Annotated in this window: 13 protein-coding genes and 3 pseudogenes; 6 read left to right on the forward strand and 10 right to left on the reverse strand. The window is 61.7% G+C overall.

The genetic code is table 11. The annotated features are described in order from the left end of the window. The first annotated feature begins 215 nt into the window (after positions 1 to 215). Positions 216 to 524 carry an antibiotic biosynthesis monooxygenase family protein gene (locus ACRESH_RS20110; protein WP_431743618.1) on the forward strand — a complete coding sequence of 103 codons (309 nt, stop codon included), beginning with the start codon at positions 216 to 218 and terminating at the stop codon, positions 522 to 524. A gap of 38 nt (positions 525 to 562) precedes the next feature. Continuing rightward, the gene (locus tag ACRESH_RS20115; protein ID WP_431743619.1) at positions 563 to 793 is read left to right on the forward strand and encodes a hypothetical protein; all 231 of its coding nucleotides are present in this window, start codon (positions 563 to 565) and stop codon (positions 791 to 793) included. A gap of 1 nt (position 794) precedes the next feature. On the opposite strand, the gene ACRESH_RS20120 is transcribed toward ACRESH_RS20115, so the two are convergent. The 6 genes and pseudogenes from ACRESH_RS20120 to bglX all read right to left on the reverse strand — a co-directional run bounded on the left by ACRESH_RS20120 (position 795) and on the right by bglX (position 8,971). After that, positions 795 to 1,406, reverse strand: coding sequence for a flavin reductase family protein (locus ACRESH_RS20120; protein ID WP_431743620.1), 612 nt, complete (start codon positions 1,404 to 1,406; stop codon positions 795 to 797). 116 nt (positions 1,407 to 1,522) lie between these two features. Further along, positions 1,523 to 1,729 (reverse strand): annotated as a pseudogene (locus ACRESH_RS20125) (heme utilization protein); the annotation flags it as partial. Positions 1,730 to 2,041: 312 nt separating this feature from the next. Next, a complete protein-coding gene (locus ACRESH_RS20130; protein WP_431743621.1) occupies positions 2,042 to 3,361 on the reverse strand; it encodes an MFS transporter in 1,320 nt (439 codons plus the stop codon). Between the two features lie 181 nt (positions 3,362 to 3,542). After that, positions 3,543 to 4,868: a sigma-54-dependent transcriptional regulator gene (locus ACRESH_RS20135; protein ID WP_431743622.1), complete on the reverse strand. Its 1,326-nt coding sequence runs from the start codon at positions 4,866 to 4,868 to the stop codon at positions 3,543 to 3,545. Beyond that, on the reverse strand, positions 4,868 to 6,619 hold the full coding sequence (locus ACRESH_RS20140; RefSeq protein WP_431743623.1) for an ATP-binding protein: 1,752 nt from the start codon (positions 6,617 to 6,619) through the stop codon (positions 4,868 to 4,870). The genes ACRESH_RS20135 and ACRESH_RS20140 overlap by 1 nt, the downstream gene beginning before the upstream one ends. A 60-nt stretch (positions 6,620 to 6,679) precedes the next feature. Continuing rightward, complete coding sequence (gene bglX, locus ACRESH_RS20145; RefSeq protein ID WP_431743624.1) at positions 6,680 to 8,971, reverse strand: beta-glucosidase BglX; 2,292 nt, start codon at positions 8,969 to 8,971, stop codon at positions 6,680 to 6,682. Between the two features lie 184 nt (positions 8,972 to 9,155). Here bglX and ACRESH_RS20150 point away from each other — a divergent pair, with 184 nt between their 5' ends. The 4 genes from ACRESH_RS20150 to ACRESH_RS20165 all read left to right on the forward strand — a co-directional run bounded on the left by ACRESH_RS20150 (position 9,156) and on the right by ACRESH_RS20165 (position 12,467). Further along, positions 9,156 to 9,758, forward strand: a complete 603-nt coding sequence (locus ACRESH_RS20150; RefSeq protein ID WP_431743625.1) for a LemA family protein — start codon at positions 9,156 to 9,158, stop codon at positions 9,756 to 9,758. Next, positions 9,758 to 10,498 (forward strand): TPM domain-containing protein, encoded by a 741-nt coding sequence (locus ACRESH_RS20155; protein ID WP_431743626.1) that lies wholly within the window; start codon positions 9,758 to 9,760, stop codon positions 10,496 to 10,498. The genes ACRESH_RS20150 and ACRESH_RS20155 overlap by 1 nt, the downstream gene beginning before the upstream one ends. A 27-nt stretch (positions 10,499 to 10,525) precedes the next feature. Further along, positions 10,526 to 11,143, forward strand: coding sequence for a TPM domain-containing protein (locus tag ACRESH_RS20160; RefSeq protein WP_431743627.1), 618 nt, complete (start codon positions 10,526 to 10,528; stop codon positions 11,141 to 11,143). 106 nt (positions 11,144 to 11,249) lie between these two features. Further along, on the forward strand, positions 11,250 to 12,467 hold the full coding sequence (locus ACRESH_RS20165) for a class I SAM-dependent methyltransferase (RefSeq protein ID WP_431743628.1): 1,218 nt from the start codon (positions 11,250 to 11,252) through the stop codon (positions 12,465 to 12,467). 34 nt (positions 12,468 to 12,501) lie between these two features. Here ACRESH_RS20165 and ACRESH_RS20170 read toward each other — a convergent pair whose 3' ends face one another. The 4 genes and pseudogenes from ACRESH_RS20170 to ACRESH_RS20185 all read right to left on the reverse strand — a co-directional run bounded on the left by ACRESH_RS20170 (position 12,502) and on the right by ACRESH_RS20185 (position 15,470). Then, positions 12,502 to 13,389 carry a DMT family transporter gene (locus ACRESH_RS20170; protein WP_431743629.1) on the reverse strand — a complete coding sequence of 296 codons (888 nt, stop codon included), beginning with the start codon at positions 13,387 to 13,389 and terminating at the stop codon, positions 12,502 to 12,504. A 102-nt stretch (positions 13,390 to 13,491) separates the two neighbouring features. Next, a pseudogene (locus ACRESH_RS20175) lies at positions 13,492 to 13,818 on the reverse strand (TonB-dependent receptor); the annotation flags it as partial. A 6-nt stretch (positions 13,819 to 13,824) separates the two neighbouring features. Further along, positions 13,825 to 14,361: pseudogene (locus ACRESH_RS20180) on the reverse strand (RNA polymerase sigma factor); the annotation flags it as partial. An 86-nt stretch (positions 14,362 to 14,447) separates the two neighbouring features. Further along, complete coding sequence (locus tag ACRESH_RS20185) at positions 14,448 to 15,470, reverse strand: DUF4917 family protein (protein ID WP_431743630.1); 1,023 nt, start codon at positions 15,468 to 15,470, stop codon at positions 14,448 to 14,450. Positions 15,471 to 15,542 lie beyond the last annotated feature (72 nt).

Raw genomic sequence — 15,542 nt, forward strand, 5'->3', positions numbered from 1 at the left:
GTCCGCGGTGCGTGACGACGCACCAGATCAGCCAGCTCCTGGCGCTGTTGTTCCAGGGCGGGGTCAAGGGTAGTCATTGCAGCACTTCCAGATAAGGACCTGTGCAGCATAGGTATGTGCAAGCAGACGACAGGAATGACCTAACGGCCCGCGCGAGGCATCGCCTAACCTGTGCAGCCTGGCAATAACAACTGGCTGCTCTAGGAGAGATGCTCATGACCTCGTCGCATTCGGTCACCCACCTTGCTTTTATCCGGGCCAGTAGCGGTCGTTCAGTGGAACTGGGCGAGCGCTTGCGCCAATTGCTTGAGCCTTCGCGCCAGGCACCGGGATGCCTGCACTTCAACCTGCAACAGTCCCAGGCCGATGCCGATCTGTGGCTGCTCAGTGGTTTCTGGAGCGATCAGCAGGCGATGAGCGGCTACTTTGCTTCGCCCACCCTGGACCTGTTCGGCGAGCTGGTTCAGGCCCAGGTGGTCGCCAGCCTTGACCTGCATACCTTTGGTGAGCCGTCTGCGGGTTAGAATGGCGCTTTCAGGCAATCGTTGTGGATTTGAGGCACATGGCACGTAAAGAGTTTTCGCAGTTCGAAGCCGTATCGGCCGCTGTTCGCGGTGAACAGGGGTACTGCGCGGCGATCGCCGTCAAAGGCCTGGGGGCCAGCGGCGCACCGCGTTTTCATAAAGTCCTCGATGGGCAGACGTTCAAGACCGCTCTGGCCGCTGACGAGGCGGCCTGCATCGAGCTTGAACGCCTGCAGGACGTCAACGACGACGCCGAGCTGGTCTGGTAACTCAGCCGTTGACCGGCGGACGGGTCATCTTGAACAGATTGCCCAGTTCGAAATAATCCGCAGGGCCGCCGCCGCGCAGGATAGGTTGCGCGGCAGTGGTGTCGTAGATGCCGTCCTTGAGCAGGTGCTCGGCGATATGCACCGCCACCACTTCCCCGAGGATCAACCAGCTCGGCACCAGCACCTGATCGGCGCGTTGCAGCTGGATGATCTGGGTCACCTTGCATTCGAAGGACACCGGGCTTTCCTGCACCCGCGGCACGGCGATGACCTTGGAGGCCGCTGGCGTCAGGCCGCTCAGGGCGAACTCATCGACTTCGGCCGGGACTGCGGCGCAGCTCTGGTTCATGGCTTCGGCCAGTGGCCGGGTCGCCAGGTTCCAGGCGAACTCGCCGGTTTTCTCGATATTGTTCAGGCTGTCTTTGCGCCCGACGCTGGAGAAACCGATGATCGGCGGAATGTAGTTGAAGGCGTTGAAGAAGCTGTACGGCGCAAGGTTCAAGCGACCTTCGCCATCCCGGGAAGAAATCCAGCCGATGGGGCGCGGGCCGACGATGGCGTTGAAGGGGTCGTGGGGCAGGCCGTGGCCTTTTGCGGGTTCGTAGTAGTACATCTGCGCTGGCCTTGCGGCCTTCCCTGTGAGTAAGCGCCTAGTGTGCCAAGGCTTTGCCACGCTGAAAACGATTAAGCCCGGCCGAAGCCGGGCTGACTGCAGTGCATCAGGGATTAGCTGAAGCGGTGGGCTTGTGTGCGATCGAATCCATCTTCGGCGAATTTGGCCGCGCCAGTGCGATCAAAACCATCTTCTGCATAAGTAGCCGACTGGGTTTGCACGGCGCCAAAGTTGTGGCTGTTGGTGCGGTCGAAGCCGTCTTCGGCGAAAGCGTTGGCAGCCAGAACCGAGAAGGTCAGGGTCAGGATCAGTTTGCTTTTCATGGTCGTTGCTCCAGGGGGGTGAAAGGTTGTTTGTTTCTATGGGTTTAATGCTACGCCGATTAAATTGATTAAAAAGCGCATAAAATAGCGTATAAAAATCGAATCATTCGATTAGCTTGGCGACAGTAAGGGCCTCATCGCCGGCAAGGCTGGCTCCTACAGGGAGCGATACAGGCGACTCGGTCTGTCGATGGTTGAAGTGTGCAGGGCTGGGATTAATCGCGCGTTAAGTACGACAACCCATGCGGCAGAAACGAAAAAAGGGGCAATCCGCTGGCGGATGCCCCTTTTTTACTGCTTGTGAACTTACCTTCAGTCAGTGGTAATCCGCGAATGTGTGCGGGTGTCCTTCATGAACACATACACCAGCAACGAGCAGGCAATACAGGCGGTCACGTACCAGTAGTAGCCGGTTTCCATGCCGATGCTCTTGAACCACAGCGCCACGTACTCAGCGGTACCGCCGAAGATCGACACGGTCAGTGCGTAGGGCAGGCCGACACCCAGGGCACGGATTTCGGTGGGAAACAGTTCGGCTTTGACCACGGCGTTGATCGAGGTGTAGCCACTGACGATGATCAGCGCCGCCATGATCAGGAAGAACGCGCCCCACCAGGTCTGGATGGTGTGCAGGGTGGTCAGGATCGGCACCGTGCACAGCGTGCCCAGTATACCGAAGGCGATCAGGATCGGACGGCGGCCGATCTTGTCGGACAGGCTGCCGATGACCGGTTGCAGGCACATGAACAGGAACAGGGTCGCCGCCGAGATCGTGGTCGAATCGCTGATGCTCATGCCCACCGTATTCACCAGGTACTTCTGCATGTAGGTGGTATAGGTGTAGAAGGCCAGGGTGCCGCCCATGGTCAGACCGACCACGGTTGCCAGTTCCTTGGGATGGCGCATCAGGGTGCGCATCAGGCTTTCCTTGGACTTTTCCTTCTTGGTGAAGGAGGCGGTTTCTTCCATGCCGCGACGCAGGTACAGGGCCACGACCGCGCACAGGGCGCCGATCACGAATGGTACGCGCCAGCCCCAGGCATACAGCTGCTCGGTGGTCAGGGTCTGCTGGAGGATGATCAGCACCGCCAGGGCGATGAGCTGGCCGGAAATCAGGGTCACGTACTGGAAGCTGGAGAAAAAGCCACGACGCTCCTTGGTCGCCATCTCACTCAGGTAGGTGGCCGAGGTGCCGTATTCGCCGCCAACCGACAAGCCCTGCATCAGGCGCGCGATCACCAGCAGGATGGGGGCGGCAACGCCGATGGTTTCATAGCCCGGGGTCAGGGCGATGACCAGCGAGCCTGCGCACATCAGCAGTACCGAGGCCATCAGTGCGGCTTTGCGTCCCTTGCGGTCGGCGTAGATGCCCATCAGCCAGCCACCGATCGGGCGCATCAAAAAGCCTACGGCAAAGATCGCGGCAGTATTGAGAAGCTGTGCGGTGGTGTCGCCGGCCGGGAAGAAGGCTTTGGCGAAGTACAGGGAAAATGCGGCGTACACATACCAGTCGTACCATTCGACCATGTTGCCGATCGAACCGCTGAAAATCGACTTGAGTCGGCTTCGGGTGGTTTTTTCCGCGGCGGGCGCAACGGCCGCCCCGGCTGGCAGGGTGCTGGAGTTATCCATCGAAGGGACCTTCATAGTTGTTTTTGTGGAGCGCGCCGAAACGCAGCCTGCCAGGTCTATAGCAGGAGCTGTGCCAAGTGCTGAAGGCCCGGATTAGAAGGGTTTTCGCCTGTCTGTGAGCGGAAATCCGCTCATACTTTCAGGGTTGATCGGCAAGATTCCGCTTATTGAGGCGGTACGGTTAGAGGAAGTCTTCGCGCAATAGCCCATGGCGCTGCATCTTTTCGTTGAGGGTGCGGCGGGGCAGTTGCAGTTCTTCCATGACGGCCTTGATCTCGCCTTTGTGGCGGCTCAGGGCTGCCCGCAGGCACTGCGATTCGAAGGCTTCCTGCTGGGCGGCAAGGGATTGTCCTGACTCGACCTGGGCAATGCTTGGCTCACCCAGGCCAAGGGCGTGACGCTCGGCGGCATTGGCCAGTTCGCGGACGTTGCCGGGCCAGTCGTGGCTGAGCAGGCGTCCCAGGTGCGCGCCGCTGAGCAGCGGCGCACTACGACCGACGCGCTCGCCAGCCAGGCGGGCAAAGTGCTGGAACAGCAAGGGAATGTCTTCGCGCCGTTCGCGCAAGGGCGCCAGGCGCAATTCGGCGACGTTCAGGCGGTACGCCAGGTCTTCGCGAAAGCGTCCGGCGCGGGCTTCTTCGAGCAGGTCAGGCTTGGTCGCGGCAATGATTCGCAAGTCGACACTGACGCTCTGGTTGGCGCCAAGGCGCTCCAGTTTCTGCTCCTGCAACACGCGCAGCAGTTTGGCTTGCTGGGCCAGGGGCATGCTTTCGATTTCATCGAGGAACACCGTGCCGCCATTGGCGTATTCCAGCTTGCCAATGCGCTTGCCTTGGGCGCCTGTGAAGGCGCCACTTTCATGGCCGAACAACTCGGCTTCGAACAGCGCCTCGGGGATCGCTGCGCAGTTGAGCGCGACGAAGGGTTTGTCAGCCCGCGGGCCAAAGTCATGCAGGCAGCGCGCGACTTGCTCCTTGCCACTGCCGGTTTCACCACGAATCAGCACGTTGACCGGCAAGCTGGCCAGGTCCAGCACTTGCCTGCGCAACTGCTGCATGCCTTGGGACATACCCAGCAGGTTCAGTTCCAGGCGCGCCTTGAGGTCGGCCTGTTCATGCAGGCGGCGGTTCTCCAGGACCAGCTGGCGTTTCTCCAGGGCGCGGCGCAGGCTGCCCAGCAGGCTTTCCGGGCTGAAGGGCTTTTCCAGAAAGTCATAGGCGCCGTTGCGCATCGCTTCGACCGCCATGGGCACATCGCCGTGGCCGGTCAGGAGAATCACCGGCAGGTCGGCATCGCGCGCCTGGAGTTGTTCGAGCAACTGCAGGCCGTCCATGCCGGGCATGCGCACATCGCTGAGGATGACGCCTGGAAAGTGCATGGGTAACTGGTTCAGGCAGTCTTCGGCGCGGCTGAACAGCTGCACGCTGAAGCCGGACAGGCTCAGCCACTGCTCGACCGCAGTACGGATGCTGGCTTCATCGTCGACGACCATTACCGAATTGAACATCAAGACTCCAGATCACAGGGCAGGGTAAGGCTGAAACGAGCGCCGCCCGGTTGATTGTCGACCGTAAGGCGTCCACCGGCTTCGTGAATGATGCCATAGGAAATCGCCAGGCCCAGGCCCAGCCCTTCACCCACGGGCTTGGTGGTGAAGAATGGATCGAAAACACTGGCCAGGTGTTCGGCAGGTATGCCGCCGCCGCTGTCGAGCACACTCAGGCGCCACTGCTCGGCCTCGACCTCGATGCGGATTTCCAGGCGTTTGTAGCTTTTCCCGGCCATGGCGTCCAGGGCGTTGCGCAACAGGTTGATCAGCACTTGCTCCAGACGGATCGCATCGCCGCGCACCCACGCCGGACGGGCCAGGTACTGGGAGACTTCCACCTGTTCGGCGCGAATGCGCGTATCGAGCAACTGCAAGGCCTGATCGACCACGGTGGCCAGGTCCAGGCGTTCGCGCAAGCCGCTGGGACTGTTGCGGGCGAAGGTCTTCAGGTGGCCGGTGAGCGCTGCCATGCGTGTCAGCATCTGTTCCAGCGGTTCCAGGGCCTGGCGTGCCTCATCAAAGCGCTGGTTGTCGAGCAACAGGCGCAAGGTCGCCAGTTGCATGCGCTGGGTGGTCAGCGGTTGATTGATTTCATGGGCCAGGGCTGCCGACATTTGTCCCAGTGCGGCCAGCTTGGCCGATTGCACCAGGCCTTCCTGGGCCGTGCGCAGATCGCGGGTGCGTTCCTCGACCAGGCGCGTGAGCTCTTCACTGCTGCGCTGGCGCAAGCGTGCCAGGCGCAGACGCTGGCTGATGAACAGCAGGGCGAAGACCAGGCTCAGCCACACGGCGGCTGCGGCGAGGGCGGCATTGCGGCCGTCGTCGCTGACCTGCGGCTTGCGCAGCAGGTGCAGGGTCCAGCCCTCGGCTTCCAGGGGCAAGCTCTCCCACAGGTACTCAGAGCTACCTTCAGGCTGTTGAACACGCATCAGGTGGCTGTTGTCATCGAAACGGCTGAGCACCTGGTGCTGCAAAGGCACCAGCTGTTGCTTGTCGTACTGGCGGGTGGCGGCCAGTTCGGCACGGTCAGCACTGGTCAGGGGTTTGAGTTGGCGGTAGCGCCAACCGTCCTGGTTGGCGATGAAGATGATCCCGCGGGCATCGCTGACCAGCAGAATATCGTTGCCTTGGCGCCATTCACGTTCAAGCTCCGGGAACTCCAGCTTGACCACCATGGCACCGAGGAAGCGGCCGTGCTCGTCCTGCACGGCGCTGGAGAGGAAGTAGCCCGGCACGCCGCTGGTCACGCCGACGGCGTAGAAGCGCCCGCTGCCCTGGCTGCGGGTCTGTTTGAAGTAGGGGCGAAAGCCGTAGTTGGAGCCGACATAGGTGCTGGGCAGGCGCCAGTTGCTGGCGGCCACGGCAAGGCCGGTACGGTCGAGCAGCTCCAGGGTCGAGGAGTTGGCCGCACCGTTAATGCGCTCGAGCTTGCGGTTCAGGGCATCCTGAACCTGGTCGTTGAGCGGACCACTGAGCGCGCTGATCAGCTCCGGGTCCAGGGCCAGCACGGCGGGCAGGGCGCGGTAGCGTTCGATCAGGGTATGCAGCGAGGTGGCGTACAAGCCCAGTTGCTGGCTGGCACGAGCGGCATCCTCGACCATCGACTGGCGTTTGGCATGGTGCATGGCCCAGCCGGCGGTGAACAGCGTGCCGGCCAGGATGAAGAAAACTATCAGCCCCAGACGCAGGGCACGAAAAGAGTAAGGCATGGTGCGGATCCCGGCAGAGGGGGAAGGCCTCCTGGCCTTCCCTTGGCGCTTGGCAGCGGCTTACAACAGTTCGAAACGCTTTTGCTGTACCGCCTGGGAGTCCAGCCCGACCTGGACGTTGAACTCGCCGGGCTCGGCTGCCCATTGCAGTTGGGTGTTGTAGAACTTCAGGTCTTCTTCACTGATCTGGAAGCGTACAGTGCGCTCTTCACCAGCCTTGAGCATGACCTTCTGGAAGTTCTTCAATTCCTTGATGGGTCGGCTCATGGACGCGGCAATGTCTTGCAGGTACAGCTGCACCACGGTTTCGCCGTCACGCTTGCCGGTGTTCTTCACACGAACGCTGGCCTCGAGGGTCTGGCCCTTTTTCAGGGTTTTACTCGACAGGGTCAGCGGCGACAGGCTGAAGTCGCTATAGCTCAGGCCGTAGCCGAAGGGGTAGAGCGGGCCGTTGGGCTCCTCGAAGTACTGCGAGGTGTAGTTGCCAGGCTTGCCCGGGGTGAAGGGGCGGCCAATGCTCAGGTGGTTGTAGTACATCGGAATCTGCCCGACCGAACGCGGGAAGGTGATGGCCAGCTTGCCTGACGGGTTGTAGTCGCCGAACAGTACATCGGCGATGGCATTACCGCCTTCAGTGCCGCTGAACCAGGTTTCCAGGATGGCGTCGGCCTGCTCGCGTTCCCAGGTCAGCGACAGCGGCCGGCCGTTCATCAGCACCAGCACCAGCGGCTTACCCGTAGCTTTCAGGGCCTTGATCAGCTCGCGCTGGGCGGCCGGGATTTCCAGGGTGGTGCGGCTCGACGATTCGTGGGACATGCCACGGGACTCGCCGACCACGGCCACGACCACATCGGACTGCTTGGCAGCCTTGACCGCTTCGTCGATCAGCACGGCGGCCGGACGTGGGTCATCGACAATTTCCGGAGCGTCGAAGTTGAGGAAGTTCAGGTAGTCGAGAATGGCCTTGTCGTGGGTGACGTTGGAGCCTTTGGCGTAGATCACCTTGGCCTTGTCGCCCAGCACCTGGCGCATGCCTTCGCGCACGGTCACTGACTGCTGCGGACGCCCGGCGGCGGCCCAGCTGCCCATCATGTCGATGGGGGCGTCGGCCAGCGGGCCGACCAGGGCGATGGTGCCGGTCTTCTTCAGCGGCAGGGTCTGCTCGCGGTTTTCCAGCAGGACCAGGCTGCGGCGCGCCACATCACGCGCTTCGGCGCGGTGCAGGCGGCTGTCGGCGTAGGTGTCGGCCGGGTCGTCGCTGGCGTTGCCGATGCGCCGGTACGGGTCGGCGAACAGGCCCATGTCGTACTTGGCGCCGAGTACTTCACGCACAGCATTGTCGATGTCGGCCTGGTCGATTTCGCCCGCCTTGAGCAGGTTGGCCAGTTCTTCGCCGTACAGCGAGTCGTTCATGCTCAGGTCGATGCCCGCCTTGATCGCCAGCTTTGCCGCCTCGCGGCCATCGCCGGCCACACCGTGGCGAACCAGTTCGGTGATTGCCCCGTGGTCGCTGACGGTCACGCCCTTGAAACCCCAGTCCTTGCGCAGCAGATCCTGCATCAGCCAAGTGTTGGAGGTGGCCGGCACGCCGTTGATCGAGTTCAGCGCGACCATCACACCGCCGGCGCCAGCATCGATGGCGGCGCGGTAAGGTGGCAGGTAGTCGTTGAACATCTTCGTTGGGCTCATGTCGACGGTGTTGTAGTCGCGCCCGCCCTCCACAGCGCCATACAGGGCGAAGTGTTTGACACTGGCCATCAGGCTGGTCGCCTCGGCCGGGCTCTTGCCCTGGAAGGACTCAACCATGACCTTGGAAATGCGCGAGACCAGATAGGTGTCTTCACCAAAGCCTTCACTGGTGCGACCCCAGCGCGGGTCGCGAGCGATATCGACCATCGGCGCGAAGGTCATGTCGATGCCGTCGGAGGCGGCTTCCAGAGCGGAGATCCGTCCGACCTTGGCGATCGCGTCCATGTCCCAGCTCGAGGCCAGGGCCAGGCTGATCGGGAAAATCGTGCGGTGGCCGTGGATCACGTCATAGGCGAAGAACATCGGGATCTTCAGACGGCTGCGGCCTGCCGCGTCCTGCATCGGACGGTTCTCGGCGCGGGTGATCGAGTTGAAGGTACCGCCGATGCGGCCCGCGGCGATCTCCTTGCGGATCATCTCCCGCGGCATTTCCGGGCCGATGCTGATCAGGCGCAACTGGCCGATCTTCTCGTCCAGGGTCATCTGGCCCATAAGGTCGGCGATGAACGCCTGTTTGTTCTGCAACGAATCTGCAGGGGTATCGGCGAAGGCCGACTGACTGGCCAGGCTGACGAGGAGGCCCAGCAAACACAGCTTGTTCATGAAATTCTGTTCTCAAAGCCCAGGGCAGTATTCACGGTGATACTGCCCAGCCGAAGTTGGGGGAGCGGCTATTGTTGTAGTTTGCTGGGGCATCTTTTAGCCGATTGGGCCAACACGATCCAGCGGCGGTGACGGATTATGCCTCAAGTACAGTGATTCACGCTGATCAAGGAGTAGGGCAACTATGCAGGTAATCCAGTTCAAGGGCGTTCGATTGTGGTTGTTGCTGATCCTTGGCAGCCTGCTGGCCGGCTGCGGGATCAACAACATCCCCAACTACGACGAGCAGGTCAAGGCCGCCTGGGCGCAAGTGCAGAACCAATACCAGCGCCGCGCCGACCTGATCCCCAACCTGGTGGAAACGGTCAAAGGTTATGCCAGGCAGGAACAGGAAACCCTGACCGCAGTCATTGAAGCGCGGGCCAAGGCCACCTCGATCCAGGTGGATGCCAGCACCTTGGATGATCCAAAGAAGCTCCAGCAATTCCAGCAGGCACAATCGCAACTGACGGGAGCGCTCAGCCGTCTGATGGTGGTGTCCGAACGCTATCCGGAGCTGAAGTCAAACCAGAATTTTCTCGCCCTGCAGTCACAGCTTGAAGGCACGGAAAACCGCATTGCCGTGGCCCGCAAGGATTTCATCGCCGCGGTTCAGCGTTACAACACCGAGATCCGCACCTTCCCCGGGCGTCTCTGGCACAGTGTGATGTACAGCAGCCTGCCGCTGCGGGAGACCTTCGAGGCCACAGCCAGTGATGCCGACAAAGCCCCTGAAGTGAAGTTCTGATGCGTCTGCTGCAATGGACGCTGCTGCTGGCGCTACTGATTGTCACGCCGCTGCGGGCCGAGCCGAACTTCCCGGCCCTGAGCGGCCGGGTGGTGGACAACGCCGGGTTGCTCGACGCCGGCAGCCGCAACCAGCTTGAACGTATGCTCACGGCCCATGAACAAGCCAGCGGCGAGCAGGTTGTGGTGGTCACCGTGAATGATCTGCAGGGGCTGCCGATCGAGGACTTCGGCTATCAGCTCGGTCGCCACTGGGGGATTGGCCAGAAGGGCAAGGACAACGGTGCGCTGTTGATCGTTGTGCCCCAGGCGCGCAAGCTGCGCATCGAAGTCGGCTATGGTCTTGAAGAACGTCTGACCGATGCCCAGGCGTCGGTGATCATCAACGGCATTATCACCCCGGCGTTTCGCCGTGGCGAGTTCAGCTTAGGCATTGTCCAAGGTACGGCGGCGATCTTTCAGGTACTGGGCGGCACCCCCTTGGCCGAGCCGTCGCGGGCACAAGGCGGCGGGGGCGAGGAGGCCGCGCCGGCCTGGGCTTTCGGCCTGTTTGTCCTGCTGATTATCGTGGTCTTTGCCGCGCAGTCCATGGGGCTGGGCGCAAGTGGCCGCGGTGGCCATGGTGGCATGGGCGGTGGTTTCGGCGGCGGCTATGGCGGTTTTGGTGGTGGTCGCGGCGGCGGGGGCTTCAGTGGCGGCGGTGGCGGCTTCGGCGGTGGCGGCTCCTCCGGGGGCTGGTAGAACAATAATCAACGAGATGCCCAGTACATGACATTGCTCAGTGAATATGAACAGCGCCAGGTAGCCGAGGCCATCGCCCGGGTCGAGCGGCGCACCGACGCGGAGTTGGTCACCGTGCTGGCGGCCCGCGCCGACGACTACGCCTATATCCCCTTGCTCTGGGCCAGCCTGCTGGCCTTGCTGGTGCCGGGCACTATTTATTACCTGGGTGGCTGGTTGAGCGTCAACGGCTTGCTGATCGCTCAATGGCTGACCTTCATCGCCCTGTGCCTGCTGTTTCGCCTGCCTAGCCTGACTACCCGGCTGATCCCGCGTTCGGTGCGCCACTGGCGCGCCTCGAACCTGGCCCGGCGGCAGTTTTTAGAACAGAACCTGCACCATACGGCAGGCAGTACCGGGGTGCTGATTTTCGTCAGCGAGGCCGAGCGCTATGTCGAAATTCTGGTCGACGAGGGCATCTCCCAGCATCTGGACAACCAGGTGTGGGAAGGCATCGTCCAGCGCTTTACCGAACAGGTGCGCCAGGGGCAGACCCTGCAGGGTTTTGTGGCATGCATCGAGGCTTGCGGCGAGCTGCTGATCGAGCACGTGCCCTTGACCCATGAGCGTAACGAACTGCCCAACCGCCTGGTGGTGTTGGGCTGAGCCGGGAACGCTGATCGACAAAAGCTGTGCGCAGGCCGGTCATCCACGTAAAATGCCCGGCATTGCGCCTAGCCGCTCCCTTCGCAACCCGAGGCACCCACTCCCGATGTCCGATTCCCCCACCGCCCAGGCCGCGCCGGATGCGCGTGCGCAGTTTCTGAGCCTGCTCGCCAGCAGCCTGCAACAAAACGCCCTGATCAAGCTGGTGCTGGCGCGCCATGTCGGCACTGAAGAAGCCTTGCAGCGGATCATCGCCAAGCCGTTGACCGTCAAGGGCCAGGCCTGTCTGTCGCTGGTCTACCGCTACCAGACCCGCGACATCACCCGCAACCTGCCCAATGAAGAAGCCCTGGCGTTGGTGGCCGAGCTGCTGCCGGGCTCGTTTCGCAATGCCCACCTGCTGAGCCTGAGCGATGAAGCGCAATTGGAGTTCAGCAAGAAGGGCAAGCCAATGCTCCATCGCAGTGCCGTGCAGCAGGAACGTCAGGCGCCGGCGGGCGAACATGACCGGGAGAAAAAACGTTACTTGGAGTTGAGCCGTCCGTTCCTGCATGACCTGGGCGTCACCGACAAGCAGCATGCGTTGATCCCGGCCATGTCGCGTAAGTGGAAACAGATCAACAAGTTCATCGAAGTGTTTTCTCATGCGCTGAACTCGGCGCCGCTGGCCGCCGATCAACCCTTGCGGGTCACCGACTTTGGCTCGGGCAAGGGTTACCTGACCTTTGCCATCCACGATTACCTGCGCAACACCCTGCAGCGTGAGGCCCAGGTGACTGGCGTCGAGTTGCGTCAGGACATGGTCGAGTTGTGCAATGGCGCTGCTGCGCGCCTGGAACATCCGGGGTTGCGGTTCGAGTGTGGCGATGTGCGCAGCGTGGTGCCCAGTGCCATAGAGGTGATGATCGCCCTGCATGCCTGTGACATCGCCACCGACTATGCGATCCATACCGGCATTCGCTGTGGCGCGGCGATCATCATGTGCTCGCCCTGCTGCCACAAACAGATTCGCCCGCAATTGCATAGCCCGGGCCTGCTCAAACCGATGCTGCAGTATGGGTTGCACCTGGGGCAGCAGGCCGAGATGCTGACTGACAGCTTGCGTGCCTTGTACCTGGAAGCCTGTGGTTACGAGACCAAGGTGTTCGAGTTCATCTCGCTGGAGCACACCAACAAGAACAAGATGATCCTCGCGGTGAAACGTCAGGCGCCGGTGGATTCAACGGTGTTGCTGGAGAAGATCCAGCAGTTGAAGGAATTTTATGGGGTCAAGGAGCATTGCCTGGAAACCCTGTTGCGAGCGGATGGCTTGATCGCGGCCTGAAACATCGCGGGGCAAGCCCCGCGACATGGACCTTTCAGGCCCTCACCGGTGCCGGATGTACCCGAGTTTTGCGACCCAACACCACAGTAGCAATCACCCCCGCCGCAAACACCCAGGTAATCGGCTCGACCTGCTCACCAAAGAACAGCGCGGAAAAGGCGATGGTGAAGAAAATCTGCAGCAACTGGATCTGACTGACCCGGGCGATGCCACCCAGGGCCAGCCCGGCATACCAGGCAAAGAAACCAATGAACTGCGAGAACAGCGACACATAAGCAAAGGCCCACCAGGCCTGTGCGCTGACCGGCCCCTGATGTTGCAGGGCCAGGTACACAACCGGGCCGATCAACAGCGGGCTGGCCAGCACCAGGGCCCAGCAGATCACCTGCCAACCGCCCATCTCCCGCGCCAGTCGTCCACCTTCGGCATAGCCCAGGCCACCGACGGCAATGGCCGCGAGCATCAACAGGTCACCAGCCTGGATCTGCCCGGCGCCCATGATCATCGCGTACACCAACACCAGCGCGCTGCCCAGCGCGGCGCAGGCCCAGAAGGCTTTCGACGGTCGTTCATGGGACAGCCAGGCGGCATAGAAGGCGACGCACAAAGGTTGCAGGCCGTTGACCAAGGCACCGTGGGACGCGGGTACAGTCTGCATGGCCCAGGCGGAAAAAACCGGAAAGCCAAGGATTACTCCCAGGGCCACCAGGCTCAAACCTTTGACCTGTTGCCAGGTCGGCCATTTCTCACGACGCCAGAGCAGCAATGCCGCTGCCGGGATTGCCGCCAGCAGGGCACGGCCTAGGCCATTGAGCAGCGGATGCAGTTCCTGCACGACGATACGGGTCATGGGCAGGGTCAGGCTGAAAATGATGACACCGAGCAAGCCAAGGGCCATCCCGGTGTTCTCGCGGCTGGACATAACAAAAGCCTGTGACAGATGAGTCCGGTCATTGAGCCACAGCCAGCACGGATGATCTTGTTACAGTTGGTCACAAGATCATCCGTACAGTTTGCTGTCGATTCAGAAGAAGCGGGTAATGCTCACCTTGGCATTGCGTCCCTGGCTGTAGGCATAGGCGCCGCTGAGTTCGGAGCGGTAGTCGTTGTTGAACAGGTTGTCGATGGTCAGGTTGACCTCGGTGCCTTTGAGCTGCTGCTGCGGCTTCCAGTTGGCGAACAGACCGTGGACCTGATAGTCGTCGTTGGCGTAGTGATCGTAGTAGTGGTCACCCAGCGAGCTGGCGGGCCCTTCGCGGTACTTGTCGCTGGGCAGGCGGTCGGTCTTGCGCACGAACTGTGCCTGCCAGCCGACCTTGGCGTCCCAACTGGGGATTTTCACGCCGAGGGTGGTGCATTCTGGCTGCTCCATGCCGTTGTCACTGTCCAGGCGGTGCTTGCAATGCAGTAGTGCGGCGGCAATGTGTTTTTCCACCATGCTCACGGAGATCCCCATGCGCTCACCGATCTGTGCCTGCGTCAAACCTTCGAAGCGGTGCAGCATAAGGGCTTGGCGACGGCGCGGCGAGAGTTCGGCGAGTACATCTTTCAATTGCGCCAGGCGTTGTTGTTGCTGGGCATGGTTCAGGGGGTCGGCGGAGTTGTCGCTGCTCGCGTCTTCATCGGCACGTGTCTGCTCAGCGAGCGCGGCGTGACGAACACGTTGACGGCGCCAGTGATCGCTGAGCAGATTACGTGCGACCTGGAACAGAAACGCCCGCGGTTGCTCCACCCGTGACCGGTCCCGGTAGCCCAGCCACTGGGTGAACACATCCTGGGTCATGTCGGCGGCATCACTGGCGTTGTCCATGCGCTTGCGCAGGAAACGCAGGATGTCGGTGTAAAACCCGCGGCAGGTGTCATGGGCAAGTGGATCGGGTTTGGGGCGTTGCATGCAAGCTTTCCAGGACGGACCGGAGAAGAAAGATGCGAATGGTATCGATAATTATTTATATTTGCCATGACGAAATTGTCGTGCTGTCAACGCCGCTTGCGAACCGGCATCGGTACCTGGACTTCAAGGCCGGGAGCGCCCAGGGGGTGGCTGCTGGCGTCGAAAAAGTACAGCGGCAGGTCCGCAGTGTCGGCGAAGCGCTGGGCGTAATGCTGCTTCTGGCTGATGATCGAGGTCTCGTTCAACGGCCGGATGGCAATGGCCAGGTGCGCCGGGCGTGCCTGCTTGATGGCTTGCAGCAGGTGACGGTCGCTGTTGTCCAGGTGCTGGCCGAACAGGCACAGCCCACCTTGATGACCCGCCAGTTCGCCCAGGCACCAGTTCAGATAGTCGGAACTGCGGATGGCCTTGAGCTTGTCGTCGCTGTTGCTTTCGTTGACGAACAGCGGCACATCGCCGGGGGTGTTTACGGCAAATCCATCGAGCAACTGGCTGTCGCTGGCACTGCGCTGGCGGGTGCTGCCGTCCTGTTGTTTGAGCAGGTGCAAGCCGCCGTGCAGGTACAACAGGCGGGTGCCGGGATTGTGCGTGTGACGGATATCGAAGATGCCTTCCTCATCGAACAACGACTGGAGACCGTCCGCGCACTGGCTGGCCGCCCAGTGGCAGAGCAGGTCGTAGTTGCTTGAGTAGACGCTGTGGTAATTGCGCAGTTCGTTGTTGATCAGTTGCAGGGTCGACTTCGGCAGTAGGCGCCAGGATATATGCACGCTGCGCACGGCGTGTATCAGCGCTTCCTTGATTGCGTAATAACGGTTCAGCGGCGCGGACGAACTGATTGCCAGGGCGGCGTTGATGCGTACCGTGGTGTTCAAGGCGCTGAGCACCGGCTCGAACAGCTCGGTGCCGAGGGATTTGAACAAGGCCTGGTCGGTCAGGCTCAAGGGTTTGTGGCGCACCCGTTGGGCTTCTTCGAACAGGGAGAAATAGGCGAACGGGCGCCACAACGCTCGACTGGCACCATTGCCCAGCAGCAAGCCGCTGCACGGGTGGCTGGCGATCAATTCAGGCCAGAGGTGGAGGCTGGCGTCGAGGTCGGTGTGGGGCATGGGGTTCACTGTTCCGGGTGGGTCGCTTGATCGGCGCGACTTTAGCATGCCACTGCATTGTCATCAGTGTTG

Origin of the sequence: Pseudomonas sp., assembly GCF_050739775.1 — a bacterium.
Lineage (GTDB): Bacteria > Pseudomonadota > Gammaproteobacteria > Pseudomonadales > Pseudomonadaceae > Aquipseudomonas.

What these genes read in the sequence shown, in the direction of transcription:
- ACRESH_RS20110 (WP_431743618.1), top strand. Translation starts at nt 216, where the DNA reads ATGACCTCGTCGCATTCGGTCACCCACCTTGCTTTTATCCGGGCCAGT.
- ACRESH_RS20115 (WP_431743619.1), top strand. Translation starts at nt 563, where the DNA reads ATGGCACGTAAAGAGTTTTCGCAGTTCGAAGCCGTATCGGCCGCTGTT.
- ACRESH_RS20120 (WP_431743620.1), bottom strand. Translation starts at nt 1,406, where the DNA reads ATGTACTACTACGAACCCGCAAAAGGCCACGGCCTGCCCCACGACCCC.
- ACRESH_RS20130 (WP_431743621.1), bottom strand. Translation starts at nt 3,361, where the DNA reads ATGGATAACTCCAGCACCCTGCCAGCCGGGGCGGCCGTTGCGCCCGCC.
- ACRESH_RS20135 (WP_431743622.1), bottom strand. Translation starts at nt 4,868, where the DNA reads ATGTTCAATTCGGTAATGGTCGTCGACGATGAAGCCAGCATCCGTACT.
- ACRESH_RS20140 (WP_431743623.1), bottom strand. Translation starts at nt 6,619, where the DNA reads ATGCCTTACTCTTTTCGTGCCCTGCGTCTGGGGCTGATAGTTTTCTTC.
- bglX (WP_431743624.1), bottom strand. Translation starts at nt 8,971, where the DNA reads ATGAACAAGCTGTGTTTGCTGGGCCTCCTCGTCAGCCTGGCCAGTCAG.
- ACRESH_RS20150 (WP_431743625.1), top strand. Translation starts at nt 9,156, where the DNA reads ATGCAGGTAATCCAGTTCAAGGGCGTTCGATTGTGGTTGTTGCTGATC.
- ACRESH_RS20155 (WP_431743626.1), top strand. Translation starts at nt 9,758, where the DNA reads ATGCGTCTGCTGCAATGGACGCTGCTGCTGGCGCTACTGATTGTCACG.
- ACRESH_RS20160 (WP_431743627.1), top strand. Translation starts at nt 10,526, where the DNA reads ATGACATTGCTCAGTGAATATGAACAGCGCCAGGTAGCCGAGGCCATC.
- ACRESH_RS20165 (WP_431743628.1), top strand. Translation starts at nt 11,250, where the DNA reads ATGTCCGATTCCCCCACCGCCCAGGCCGCGCCGGATGCGCGTGCGCAG.
- ACRESH_RS20170 (WP_431743629.1), bottom strand. Translation starts at nt 13,389, where the DNA reads ATGTCCAGCCGCGAGAACACCGGGATGGCCCTTGGCTTGCTCGGTGTC.
- ACRESH_RS20185 (WP_431743630.1), bottom strand. Translation starts at nt 15,470, where the DNA reads ATGCCCCACACCGACCTCGACGCCAGCCTCCACCTCTGGCCTGAATTG.